Genomic DNA, 13,105 nt, shown 5'->3' with positions numbered 1-13,105 from the left:
TACAAGTGATAACTATGGTGAAAACAATGGCTGACAAAGAAAAACTTTCAGCTCTCATGGATGGAGAATTGGTCGATAAGGCTTTAATTCAAGAATTAGAGCAAGACCAAGAAAGCCGTGACGCTTGGCAGAACTATCATCTTATTGGTGATGTGATGCGAGGCGAAGCGCCAGCAAAACCTGAGTGGAATATTGCTGAAAGCGTGGCGTTAGCGTTAGAAGACGAGCCTGTGCATCGTGCTATCGATTCACGCAGTGCTAACGTTATTTCAATTAATGACGCGCCAAAAGAGTCGCAACCAGAGCCACAAAAAGCCAAGCGCCAGTTGCCTGCATGGCTAACTCAGTTTGGTCAGGTTGCCGTTGCTGCGTGTGTGTCACTTGCCGTGATTTTAGGTGTGCAACAATACGGTGGTAGCGACCCAATGTCGCCACAAGCCGATCAACTTCCTGTGCTTCAAACAGTGCCATTTGCTGGCAGTGCAGAACCAGTAAGTTTGACTCGTGAGTCCGTTGAGCGCTCGGTTGGCGAAGCAAATATGCAAGAGCAACGTAAACGTGTTCATGCTATGCTTCGTGACTACGAATTGCAGTTAAGAATTAACAGTGATGCGTCTCAGCAAGATGCAAATCTGACTCCGGATATTGAATGAAAAAATTTCTGATCAGCGCTTGCGCTCTGTTCAGTCTGATGTCTACTCAAGCCTTTGCTGGTGATAAACCAGCGGAGGCTTTATTGCATCAAATGAGCGAGGCGAGCAAAAATTTAAGCTACGAACTCTCTTATATCCTCATCAAAAAGAACAGCATTGAACCTTTGCTGTACCGTCATGCGACTCACGATAAAGATCAGTACGCACATCTTGTGTATTTGAGTGGTCCAGTTCGTGAAGTAATTCGTCGTGGTACTGAAGTGAGCTACATCGAAACCGGCGCAGAGCCGTTTACGATTGAATCTGGCAAGATGGTCGCACCAATCATGCCGATGCTGAACACCAATATCGATGAATTGAACCTCTATTACGATTACGTCAAAGTTGGTCGTGCTCGTGAAGCTGGCGTTCCGACTCAGGTGTTACGTATTGTGCCTAAAGACGGCTTGCGTTATTCGTACGTACTTTGGATTGATGAGAAAAGTAAGTTACCACTGCGTGCTGATCTGGTTGACCGTGATGGAGAAATGCTAGAGCAATACCGTACGATCTCATACTCGGTGAATCCAAAAATTGGCGAGTTGATGAGTGGTTTGGCGGATGTGCAGTTGCCAGCAGTATTGACGATGCCTAAAGGTGATATCGGTACGAGTGACTGGAACGTAGGTTGGATTCCTGAAGGTTTCCACCCAAATGAGCTAAATCGCTACCGAATGGCAGTGACCGACCAAATGGTTGAAAGCCAACTTTACTCGGATGGTTTATTCAGTTTCTCTGTTTATGTCGCCAGCAAAGATGAGCATTCGCTGAAAGGTCAGCTGGTTCGTCAAGGTCGTCGTACTTTGCATAGCTTTGTAAGTGGTAATCATGAAATCTCTGTTGTGGGTGATATTCCACCGGCAACTGCTCAGCGTATTGCACAATCTGTTACGTTTGATGCTGCAAAGAGTAAAGCGCAATGATGACCGCATTAGCAACCGTGACGGGTGTTCATCGTCACGGTCAGCAATACGATATCGATTTAAGCTGCGAGCAACAGACCAGTTGTAGCAGCTGCTCTTCGCAAAAAAGCTGTGGCACTGGCGTGGTTACCAAAGCAATTGGTAACAAAACATTAGCATGGCATCTGCGTACAAAAACATCCGTCAAAGTAGGTCAGGTGGTAGAAATTGGCTTTCCTGAGTCGAGCCTGATCAAATCCGCAATGGCGGTTTACCTTCTTCCTCTGTTTGGTCTGATTTTTGGTGCCGTGATTGGCAACTTCCTTCTTGAGCCTTTAACCGCAGGCGGCGAGGGCATTACCATCTTAGCTTCGGTTTTGTTCGCTGCTGGTGGTATGTGGCTCGCTAAACGTGTGTCACGGCCTTTAGAAGATGAATCAAAACGCCAAGTCACCCTCATTCGAGTTCTCGGTGAGCCTATCCAATAAGTACGTACCTCGAGGTTGCTAAGGTATATACTTTAAATAAGGTGCGCCCGTTAACGAAATTGGGTAGAATCTGCCAACTTGATTGAAATGCCGTCAGCTGATGGCTTTCTTACTGTCCTTATTTGTAAAGAGTTAGTCACCCTAAATCTATGAAGCACATTCGTAACTTTTCGATTATCGCCCACATCGACCATGGTAAGTCGACCCTATCAGACCGTCTAATCCAAGTTTGTGGAGGATTAAGCGATCGTGAAATGGCCGCACAGGTTCTGGATTCTATGGATCTTGAACGTGAGCGTGGCATCACTATCAAAGCGCAGAGTGTGACTCTTGATTACACCGCAAAAGATGGCGAGACATACCAACTTAACTTTATCGACACTCCTGGACACGTAGACTTTTCGTACGAAGTTTCACGTTCTCTGGCCGCTTGTGAAGGGGCGTTGTTGGTGGTTGACGCAGGTCAAGGTGTAGAGGCTCAAACGCTTGCCAACTGTTACACCGCGATCGAAATGGATTTGGAAGTTGTGCCAATCCTAAACAAAATCGACCTCCCAGCGGCAGAACCAGAGCGTGTAGCTGAAGAGATTGAGGAGATTGTTGGTATCGACGCGATGGAAGCGACGCGTTGTAGTGCAAAGACAGGTCTAGGCGTGGATGACGTTCTAGAAAATATTGTCTCTGCGATACCTTCTCCAGAAGGTGATCCTGAAGCGCCACTTCAAGCATTGATCATCGATTCATGGTTCGATAATTATCTTGGCGTTGTTTCTTTGGTTCGTATTAAAAACGGCTCGCTGAAGAAAAACGACAAAATCAAAGTAATGAGCACAGGCCAAGTTTGGGGTGTTGACCGTCTAGGTATCTTCACACCAAAACAAGTTGATACGACAGAGTTAAATACTGGCGAAGTAGGCTGGGTTGTTTGTGGTATCAAAGACATCCTTGGTGCTCCAGTGGGTGATACACTGACAACCGCAAAAAATGGTTGTGAGAAAGCACTTCCTGGCTTCAAAAAAGTGAAGCCTCAGGTATACGCGGGTCTATTCCCAGTATCATCTGATGACTACGAAAACTTCCGTGACGCACTTGGTAAACTGAGTCTGAATGATGCGTCGTTGTTCTACGAGCCAGAAAGCTCGGCAGCACTTGGTTTTGGTTTCCGTTGTGGCTTCCTTGGTATGCTGCACATGGAAATTATCCAAGAACGTCTTGAGCGTGAATACGACCTTGACCTTATTACAACCGCACCAACGGTAGTTTATGAAGTTGAGCAAACAAGTGGTGAAATCCTGTATGTGGATAGCCCTGCAAAGCTACCAGCTGTAAACGACATCGAATTTATCCGTGAGCCTATTGCGCGTTGTAATATTCTTGTGCCATCGGATTACCTAGGTAACGTAATCACACTTTGTGTTGAGAAGCGTGGTATGCAGGTTGATATGGTTTACCACGGTAACCAAGTTGCGGTGACGTACGATATCCCTATGGCAGAAGTTGTACTCGATTTCTTTGACCGCTTGAAGTCAACATCTCGTGGTTATGCATCATTGGATTACAACTTCCAGCGTTTTGAAGAATCAAACATGGTTCGTGTAGACGTTCTGTTGAACGGCGATAAAGTGGATGCTTTAGCTATCATCACGCACAAAGATCAAGCGCAAAGCCGCGGTCGTTTGTTAGTTGAGAAGATGAAAGAATTCATTCCTCGTCAGATGTTTGATATCGCGATCCAAGCGGCAATCGGTAACCACATCATTGCTCGTTCTACTGTGAAACAGCTACGTAAGAACGTAATCGCGAAATGTTACGGTGGTGACGTGAGCCGTAAGAAGAAACTTCTGAAGAAACAGAAAGAAGGTAAGAAACGTATGAAGCAGATCGGTAACGTAGAGCTGCCTCAAGAAGCGTTCCTAGCGATTCTTCACGTTGGTAAAGACTAGAGTTGAACTATCTCTTACTCTTGTCTGTCATAAGACGTTAGATAGTAAAATAAGTGAAAGGGTTTCGGCTCTTTCACTTTCGTATTTTTAGATAAGGGAATTTAATGGCGAATACATTCTCACTGATTCTAGTTATCGTGACTTTGGTAACTGGCGTAGTTTGGCTACTGGAAAAGCTGGTGTTTGCGAAAAAACGTCAAGCGAAAGTAGAAGAGATTCAAGCACAGACAGCTAATGGCCTAGACGCGGTAACACTACAGAAAGTAGAACGTCAGCCATGGTGGATTGAGAATAGCGTGTCTATTTTCCCTGTAATTGCATTCGTTCTTGTATTGCGTTCTTTTATCTATGAACCGTTCCAAATTCCTTCAGGCTCAATGATGCCCACCCTACTAGTGGGCGACTTTATTCTGGTGGAGAAATACGCTTACGGATTGAAAGATCCTGTTTGGCGTCATCAGCTAGTGGAAACTGGCAAACCAGAGCGTGGTGATATTGTGGTATTCAAATACCCACCTCAACCAAATATTGACTACATTAAACGTGTTGTTGGCTTACCTGGCGATACGGTTCGTTACTCAAGTGACAAGCAAGTGTGTATTCAATCGCAAGGTGATTCGGTTTGTAAGCCAGTTAAATTGAGCAATGTTGAAGAAAGTCCGTTCATCCAAAACGGTATTCCTCTGATTCAGATGAATGAAAAACTGGGTGAAGTGGAACACCAAATCTTGGTTAACCCATTAGCTCGTGACCGTGTGCAGAACTACCAGCCACGTCCAGGAGTTAACGAATGGGTTGTACCGCAAGGTCAGTACTTTGTTATGGGTGATAACCGTGATAACAGTGCTGATAGCCGTTACTGGGGCTTTGTTCCAGAAGCAAACTTAGTGGGTAAAGCTGTCGCGATTTGGATTAGCTTCGAGTTTGATCGTGGTGCAGACAGCGTTCTACCTTCATGGATTCCAACTGGTGTGCGTTTTAACCGCGTCGGTGGTATTCACTAACCATTACATATCGAGAGAGTATGAATTCTCCAATTGATAAACTAGAGAGAAAGCTCGGCTACCAATTTAAGGATGCTGGGCTTATCAACTTGGCGCTGACTCACCGCAGCGCCAACAGTAAGCATAATGAACGTCTTGAGTTTCTGGGCGATTCAATTTTAAGTTTTGTCATCGCTGATGATCTGTACCATCGTTTCCCGAAAGTGAACGAAGGTGACATGAGCCGTATGCGCGCTACTTTGGTACGTGGGCACACATTGGCGGAACTGGGTCGTGAGTTCGATCTAGGAGATTATTTAAAATTAGGTCCAGGTGAATTGAAGAGTGGTGGATTCCGCCGAGACTCTATTCTAGCCGATGCGGTAGAAGCCATTATTGGTGCGATTTACCTTGATAGTGATATTGAAGCCGTGCGCGGTATTGTACTGAGTTGGTACAACTCGCGTCTTGAAGCCATCAAGCCTGGCGTATCACAAAAAGATCCAAAAACTCGCCTACAAGAGTTCCTGCAAGGCAGAAGAAAACCACTGCCTGTCTACACAGTGACTAATATTAAAGGTGAAGCGCACAACCAAGAGTTCACGGTTGAGTGTGACGTAGCAGGTGTGGATAAGCCTGTCATTGGTAAAGGCACCAGCCGCCGCAAGGCAGAACAAGCGGCTGCTGAAACAGCACTTGAGCAATTAACAAATGGCTGATAACGAATTCGATATCGATGCATTTTTTGCATCAAACGGTGAAGTAAGTTCACCAGAAAACCAGCACTGTGGCTTTATTGCGATTGTTGGTCGCCCAAACGTTGGTAAATCGACGCTTCTAAACAAAATTCTTGGTCAGAAGATTTCGATTACATCTCGTAAACCGCAAACGACTCGTCACCGCATCATGGGTGTGGACACTGACGGCGATTACCAAGCGATCTACGTAGATACACCAGGACTTCACATTGAAGAGAAGCGTGCGATCAACCGTTTGATGAACCGTGCGGCGAACTCATCGCTTAGTGATGTAAACCTAGTATTCTTCTTGGTTGATGGTACGCACTGGACCAAAGACGACGAGATGGTGCTGACTAAGCTTCAAAAGTCGAACTTCCCTGTAGTACTTTGTGTGAACAAGGTAGACAATGTCCAAGATCGTAACGAAGTGATGATGCACATGGCCGACATGTCTAAGAAAATGGACTTTGTTGACGTTGTGCCAATCTCTGCGAAACAAGGCAAGAACATCGACGTACTACGTAAGCACGTTCGCGATCACTTGCCAGAAGCAACGCATCACTTCCCTGAAGAATACGTAACAGACCGTTCTCAGCGTTTCATGGCGTCTGAAATCGTGCGTGAAAAGCTGATGCGTTTTACTGGTGAAGAATTGCCTTACTCGGTAACGGTTGAAATTGAACGTTTTGACTACAACCCAGAAAATGATGGCTTCCACATCAATGCCTTAATTCTTGTTGAACGTAACGGTCAAAAGAAAATGGTCATTGGTAAAGGCGGTGAGAAGATCAAGACCATTGGTCGTGAAGCGCGCTTAGATATGGAAGAGTTGTTCGGCCGTAAGGTTTACCTAGAGACTTGGGTAAAAGTGAAATCTGGTTGGGCAGACGACGAACGTGCATTGCGTTCACTTGGTTACATCGACGACCTATAAGTTTGGTTGCTTGTAAGTTTGGTAACGAAGACACTTCGTTCCAACATCGATAAAAACTAAATATCGATTAGAATAAGGAGCCAATTGGCTCCTTATTTTTTATTCACACTTCTTAGGCACACTGACGAGATGAGCAACCAGTCTTCAGAAGGCTTTCAACGCTGCTTTGTATTGCATCGACGCCCTTACAGTGAATCGAGCTTAATCCTTGATGTATTCAGCGAGGAGTATGGTCGAATTACATTGATGGCAAAAGGTGCCCGCGGTAAACGCTCCAATCTTAAAGGCGCATTGCAGCCCTTTACCCCTTTATTGCTGAAATGGTCAGGGAAAGGCTCGATGAAGACGTTACGTCAAGCAGAGCCCATCAGTTTAGGTTTGCCTTTGACAGGAATAAACCTTTACTCCGCCATGTACGTAAATGAATTGATTGGAAGGGTGTTGATGGCAGAAGTGCCAATGCCTGCGCTGTTTCATGATTATCTGCATGCACTAACGGAACTAGCTCAGAGTGATAACCCTGAACCGGGCTTGCGTCGTTTTGAATTGGCCCTGCTGTCTTCTATGGGGTATGGCGTCGATTTTTTGCATTGTGCTGGTACTGGTGAACCCGTTGATCCTGAGATGACTTACCGCTATCGCGAACAAAAAGGATTCATTGCGTCAGTAAGGCGAGATAACCTCACTTTTTTGGGGAATGAATTGATTGCGATTAGTGAACGGCGATTCATCACTAAAGAGCAATTAAAAGCGGCGAAACGCTTTACACGTATGGCCTTAAAGCCGTATCTTGGCGGCAAACCTTTAAAAAGTCGTGAATTATTCATTCAGACATACAGAGCACGGAGTAATGGAAAATGAGCTCAATCTATTTAGGCGTTAATATCGACCATATTGCCACTCTACGTAATGCGCGTGGTACTAAATACCCAGATCCTGTTCATGCTGCTGAGATTGCAGAGCGTGCTGGCGCAGACGGTATTACTATTCACCTGCGTGAAGACCGTCGCCACATTCTAGATCGTGACGTGCGCATCCTACGTGAAACCATTCAAACTCGTATGAACCTTGAAATGGCAGTAACAGACGAGATGGTTGAGATTGCACTACAGACTAAGCCTGAATTCGTGTGTCTGGTTCCTGAAAAACGTGAAGAGTTGACAACAGAAGGTGGTCTTGACGTTGTAGGTCAGCTTGAGAAAGTGAAAGCTGCAACGCAAAAACTGACGGAAGCGGGCATCAAAGTCTCTCTATTTATTGATGCTGACCGTCAACAGATCGATGCGGCAAAAGCATGTGGTGCACCGTATATCGAACTTCACACTGGTCACTATGCGGATGCGGAGACTGAGGAAGACCAACAAGACGAGCTTAAGAAGATTGCTGCAGGTGCAAGCTACGCTGATGACCTAGGTATCATCGTTAATGCTGGTCACGGTCTGACTTACCACAACGTTGCGCCAATCGCTGCATTGCCTGAAATTTACGAACTGAATATTGGTCACTCGATCATCGGTCGTGCGGTATTTGATGGCCTAGAAAAATCAGTGGCAGAAATGAAAGCCCTGATGGTCGCTGCACGTAAGTAATCCGTTTCAATCATGGCAATTTTAGGATTAGGAACCGATATCGCCGAGATTGGGCGAATAGAGAAAGCACTAGAACGCAGTGGTGAGCCATTTGCAAAGCGCATTCTCTCGGTTCAAGAAATGGCAAAATTTGACGAACTGAAACAAAAAGGTCGCTATCTAGCAAAGCGCTTCGCGGTAAAAGAAGCAGCGTCAAAAGCGTTAGGCACGGGCATTGCGAAAGGCGTGACCTTCCATGACTTTACCGTTTCGAATGATGAGTTCGGTAAACCGATGTTGACGCTTTCTGGCGTGGCAAAGCAAATCGCCGAGTCGATGGGTGTGAATCATGTTCATTTATCGATTTCTGACGAGCGTCATTACGCGGTCGCGACGGTGATTTTTGAATCCTAATTTGTCTGATTACGGATTAATAACCGAATACGAAAAAGCCAGAGTCGATGCTCTGGCTTTTTTATTGTGTTGATTTTCCGAACTATTCTCTACTGTTCAAGATAAAACTTCGCCGTCGTGGTGACTTTAATCATCTCATCTTGCAGTTCGAACATTTCCGGTTCGATGTCTTCAATACTCGCACCTGAACGCAGCGCCTGTTCCAAGGTTGCACACAGTGACTTCAACCTCGGTACGCCACAGTAAGAGCTACTGCCGTGAAGTTTATGCACCACATGGATAAGGTCATCACGCGAAAAGTCTTCTTGCTCTATGGCTTGATCGACCACTTCTTCCACTTCTGGAATAAAGTCGATCAACATGCGCAGCATGTCCTTAGCTAGGTCTTCTTTGTTTGCACTTTGTTTTAAGGCCGCTTGCCAGTCGATGATCATATCTTGCTGCGGTTTTTCCGGCGCTGGTGGTGCAGCTTCCACTGCAGGCTCCACGTAAGATGGTGCGATCTTATCGACACTGTCAGTACAGGTATTTGGATTCCAATGAACCAAAACCTGTTGCAACACATGTTCCTCAATTGGCTTGGTTAGGTAATCATCCATACCCGCTGCCAGCAGCCGGTCACGCTCACCAGCCATTGCGTGTGCGGTCACCGCAATTACAGGAGTGTCTTTGTTCAGCTCTAGCTCTTTAATGTACTGACAAGCGGTTACGCCGTCCATCAATGGCATTTGAATGTCCATGAAGATCAGATCGTATTTCTTCTCTGTTGCGAGGTTCACTGCTTGTTGACCGTTGCTGCATGCCGTTACTGTTTCGACACGCTCTCTCAATAGCGCGGAGATCAGCTTCAAGTTGGCAGGGTTATCATCAACCGCAAGCACAGTTAATGGCAGTCTTTCGCTCTCTACAGGTTCAACCGGAGGCAGGGCAACCTGAGGCATTTCGATATGGTCAGTGATCAGGCTCTGTAGCAGTTTACGACGCGATAATGGCTTGGTCAGACATTGGATCTGATGATCGTTCATCACTTGGTCTGCTAATGCTAGCTCTGTGCTTGGCGTACCCATGATGACACTTGGAGCCATACGCTTCGCCTGTTCAATCCACGCTGAGACGGATTGGTCGTCGTAAGTTTGGTTTGCGCCCAAGTTCAACAATACGTAGTCGTAGTGTTCATCGTTCTCTGGTAGCGATGAACGGTAGGTCACTAGAATGCCTTCTTGACTCAAGACTTGTTGAGTCACTGATGCTGCTTGCATGTTTGGTTCAACCAGCAGCAGCTGCTTACCAGATAGCAGTTCTACTTCAATTAGATCGCTCATTGGCATTTCTGTTGAATGTAGGCGCAGCGTAAACCAGAAGGTAGAACCTTGGTGGAGACGGCTGGTTAAGCTGATTTCGCCGCCCATTTGGCTAACCAGTTTTTGGGTGATAACCAGACCTAAACCAGTACCGCCGTATCGGCGTGAAATACTTGCATCTGCTTGGCTAAAGGCTTGGAACAATTGTGCTTGTTGGCGCTCCGAAATACCAATGCCCGTATCGCGAACCATAAATTGCAGTTCAATGGAATCACTGGATTGGGACCGCATTTCAACACTGATGTCGATGTTGCCGCGCTCGGTAAATTTGATCGAGTTACCGACCAAGTTAGTAAGGATTTGCTGGATACGCAGTGGGTCACCGACCAAGCCTGGCGGAATCTTCGGATCCACTTTTAGGGTGATCTCCAATCCTTTCTCGTGTGCGCTGGTCGCTTGTAAGTTAATAACTTCTTCCAAGCTTTCTCTGAATTCAAATGGAATGTTTTCTAGGGCTAGCTTACCCGCTTCCAGTTTCGAGAAGTCGAGGATGTCGTTGATGATGTTGAGTAGGTTGTTTGCCGACTTCTCAATGGTTTGCAAGTAATCCGTTTGGCTGTTCGACAACTGAGTTTTAAGCATCTGACGCGTAAAGCCAATCACACCGTTCAGTGGCGTACGAAGCTCGTGTGACATATTGGCTAAGAATTCAGATTTCACTCGCGCCGCTTCTTGCGCACGTTTCTTCGCGATGTCTAACTCTACGTTCTGAATTTCTAGCTGTTCGAGGGTTTCACGCAAGTCCGATGTCGCTTGGTCTATACTGTGCTGCATCTCAACGTGGTATTCCGACAACGAGACCGCCATGGCGTTGATGCCGTTTTTCAGTTGGTCCAACTCACCGTGCATTTTGCCTTCGATACGCACGTCAAGGTGGCCACGACGAATTCGGTCCACAACGTTCTTCATGTGGGTGATCGGCTGGGTAACGTCATGCATGAGGCGAGAGGCGAACACGCTCGCGAGACCAAGGCCGAGAATCAACACCAAGAATGCTGAGAAGACCTCTTGGTACTGCTGCAAACGAAGTGACGAAAGATCCATTTCCACCGCGATGTAGCCAATGGCTTTTGTTCCCTGATTCTCATTTGAAAGCTCAGAAAGATAATGGCCTTCTGATAGAATCGGCACACGCAGAATAAGCGAGTTATCGAAGATTTCTGAGTTCCCTAATTGAGGAATCGGTTTGTCCTTCGGGAACATCAGCGCTTCAAAATTTGGGTGGAAGTTAGAGGTGACAAAAAGCTCATGGTTTTCATCAAACACCGCGATACTACGAACCAATTTCGAGTTTTTACGGTGGGCGTAGCTGATCAGGCGACGGACGGCTTCACGACTTTCAGAAAGAAGGTGCGTTTCGCTGGCAATAGCAAGTGGTTCGATAATGCTATTACCTGTCGTGATGACTTGTTTTTCGAGGTCTTGGTAGCGGTTAAATGAGAAAAAGCCGCTCAGTAATAAACCAATAATGAGTGTGGGAGCGAGAGTTAGTGTAATTACACGTGCTCGTAAGCCATATCTGGTCATGTTATCTAATTACATCGGAGTCTGGATATGGGAAAATAACGCATTATTTCTCAAGCGCGCGATAAAGCCTTGAGTAAAGAAGTGACGTCACCGGATAAACGGTAAGCATAATCAAGTCACTCGAATCACACAACGGCTGCAATCAAGAATAGTGAAGCCGTAGAGCAATTAGACACAAATCAGGCACAGAGCATGGCACGTATCTTTCAACCTAAAAAGAAAACGCAATTAAATACTCGTCACCAAGCGGTACAAGTGGAGCGTTTGGATCACCACGGCGCAGGCATTGCTTACCTCAAGAAGAAACCATTGTTTATTGATGGTGCGCTACCGGGTGAGGAAGTGGTAACCCAATTGGTGGAAGAAAAGAGCAAATTCGCTCGTGGTAAGTTGATTAAAATCCTTAAACCGAGTGAAACGCGCGTTGACGCCTTTTGTCCGCATTACCATGAATGTGGAGGCTGCGACCTGCAACATTTGAATTATGACCAACAGCTGACGCACAAGCAGCAAACGCTTCGTCAGTTGATGAGAAAATTTGCCGGCAGTGATATCGAGTTGGATGCACCAGTGTTGGGTGACTCTCATGGCTACCGTCGCCGTGCTCGCGTGAGCTTATTTGTGGATAAAAAGACCCGTCAGCTGCACTTTGGTTTCCGTAAGAAACAAAGTAAGCAAATCGCACAAGTGACGGACTGTCCCGTGCTTGCGCCTGAGTTGAATGTGTTACTGCCAGAAATCTACTCGACGCTTAAAGCGTTTAAGAAACCAGAGCAATTGGGTCACCTAGAGTTGGTCTTAGGCGACAATGGTCCTTGTATTACATTGCGCCACCTAAGCAAACTGACTGAAAAAGAAACCAACACTTTGGTGGAATTGGCGAAGCGTCATCATGCATCGCTCTACCTGATGCCAGAAACGGATCAACTTGATTTGATTGAAGGTGAAGTGCCTTTCTATCAAGAAGCAGGTGTCACCGTACCATTCACGCCAAACAACTTTATTCAAGTGAACCAAGCGGTGAACCAGAAAATGGTCGCTCAGGCAGTGGCGTGGTTAGACCCACAAAGTGACGAGCGAGTGTTAGATTTGTTCTGTGGTCTAGGTAACTTCAGTTTGCCAATTGCAAAACGTGCAAAACATGTGGTTGGCGTAGAAGGTGTGGCAGAAATGGTAGAAAAGGCAGCAAATAATGCATCCTTGAACCAAATCAATAACGCACAATTTTATCACGCTAACCTTGAGCAGGATTTTGAAGGGCAAGTTTGGGCGGCTGAACAATTCGACAAAGTGCTGCTTGATCCGGCACGTGCAGGCGCGAGTGGGATCATCGATCAAGTTTCTACGCTTGGCGCACAGCGTGTAGTTTATGTTTCGTGTAATCCTGCTACCCTTGCAAGGGATAGTCAGAGCTTGCTGGAGCAAGGCTACCAATTGACCAAATTAGGTATGCTGGACATGTTCCCTCATACCAGCCATCTAGAATCGATGGCGTTGTTTGAAAAGTCCTGATAATTGGGACTTTGTTGATCACTTACACGTGGTGGGTGGTC

General features: G+C 46.2%; 12 protein-coding genes. 11 read left to right on the top strand and 1 reads right to left on the bottom strand.

All coding sequences use genetic code 11. From position 1 onward, the window contains the following. The first annotated feature begins 26 nt into the window (after positions 1-26). The 10 genes from ATB76_RS22065 to acpS all read left to right on the top strand — a co-directional run bounded on the left by ATB76_RS22065 (position 27) and on the right by acpS (position 8,664). A complete protein-coding gene (locus ATB76_RS22065; protein WP_038870308.1) occupies positions 27-653 on the top strand; it encodes a sigma-E factor negative regulatory protein in 627 nt (208 codons plus the stop codon). Beyond that, positions 650-1,615: a sigma-E factor regulatory protein RseB gene (gene rseB / locus ATB76_RS22060; protein ID WP_038870306.1), complete on the top strand. Its 966-nt coding sequence runs from the start codon at positions 650-652 to the stop codon at positions 1,613-1,615. The genes ATB76_RS22065 and rseB overlap by 4 nt, the downstream gene beginning before the upstream one ends. Next, positions 1,612-2,082: a SoxR reducing system RseC family protein gene (locus ATB76_RS22055; protein ID WP_038870305.1), complete on the top strand. Its 471-nt coding sequence runs from the start codon at positions 1,612-1,614 to the stop codon at positions 2,080-2,082. Before rseB ends, ATB76_RS22055 begins: the two co-directional genes overlap by 4 nt. 149 nt (positions 2,083-2,231) lie before the next feature. Next, positions 2,232-4,025: a translation elongation factor 4 gene (gene lepA, locus ATB76_RS22050; RefSeq protein ID WP_038870300.1), complete on the top strand. Its 1,794-nt coding sequence runs from the start codon at positions 2,232-2,234 to the stop codon at positions 4,023-4,025. A gap of 104 nt (positions 4,026-4,129) precedes the next feature. After that, positions 4,130-5,029 (top strand): signal peptidase I, encoded by a 900-nt coding sequence (gene lepB / locus ATB76_RS22045; RefSeq protein WP_038881188.1) that lies wholly within the window; start codon positions 4,130-4,132, stop codon positions 5,027-5,029. Between the two features lie 20 nt (positions 5,030-5,049). Then, positions 5,050-5,727, top strand: coding sequence for a ribonuclease III (gene rnc, locus ATB76_RS22040; RefSeq protein WP_005436448.1), 678 nt, complete (start codon positions 5,050-5,052; stop codon positions 5,725-5,727). Beyond that, positions 5,720-6,682, top strand: coding sequence for a GTPase Era (gene era, locus ATB76_RS22035; RefSeq protein ID WP_038881191.1), 963 nt, complete (start codon positions 5,720-5,722; stop codon positions 6,680-6,682). Before rnc ends, era begins: the two co-directional genes overlap by 8 nt. Positions 6,683-6,811: 129 nt before the next feature. After that, positions 6,812-7,543 carry a DNA repair protein RecO gene (gene recO / locus ATB76_RS22030; protein ID WP_039976437.1) on the top strand — a complete coding sequence of 244 codons (732 nt, stop codon included), beginning with the start codon at positions 6,812-6,814 and terminating at the stop codon, positions 7,541-7,543. After that, positions 7,540-8,271 carry a pyridoxine 5'-phosphate synthase gene (pdxJ, locus tag ATB76_RS22025; protein WP_038881194.1) on the top strand — a complete coding sequence of 244 codons (732 nt, stop codon included), beginning with the start codon at positions 7,540-7,542 and terminating at the stop codon, positions 8,269-8,271. Before recO ends, pdxJ begins: the two co-directional genes overlap by 4 nt. Before the next feature lie 12 nt (positions 8,272-8,283). Then, entirely contained in the window at positions 8,284-8,664 is a 381-nt protein-coding gene (gene acpS / locus ATB76_RS22020) for a holo-ACP synthase (RefSeq protein WP_038881196.1), read from the top strand. An 89-nt stretch (positions 8,665-8,753) separates the two neighbouring features. Here acpS and barA read toward each other — a convergent pair whose 3' ends face one another. Next, complete coding sequence (barA, locus tag ATB76_RS22015; RefSeq protein ID WP_061036126.1) at positions 8,754-11,552, bottom strand: two-component sensor histidine kinase BarA; 2,799 nt, start codon at positions 11,550-11,552, stop codon at positions 8,754-8,756. A 192-nt stretch (positions 11,553-11,744) separates the two neighbouring features. Here barA and rlmD point away from each other — a divergent pair, with 192 nt between their 5' ends. Further along, positions 11,745-13,064 (top strand): 23S rRNA (uracil(1939)-C(5))-methyltransferase RlmD, encoded by a 1,320-nt coding sequence (gene rlmD, locus ATB76_RS22010; protein ID WP_061036125.1) that lies wholly within the window; start codon positions 11,745-11,747, stop codon positions 13,062-13,064. The last annotated feature ends 41 nt before the right edge of the window (positions 13,065-13,105 follow it).

Origin of the sequence: Vibrio sp. MOR3 (assembly GCF_001557775.1) — a bacterium.
Taxonomy (GTDB): domain Bacteria; phylum Pseudomonadota; class Gammaproteobacteria; order Enterobacterales; family Vibrionaceae; genus Vibrio; species Vibrio jasicida.
The sequence above is the reverse complement of the archived record's forward strand: the minus strand, read 5'-3'. Positions and strand labels throughout refer to the sequence as shown.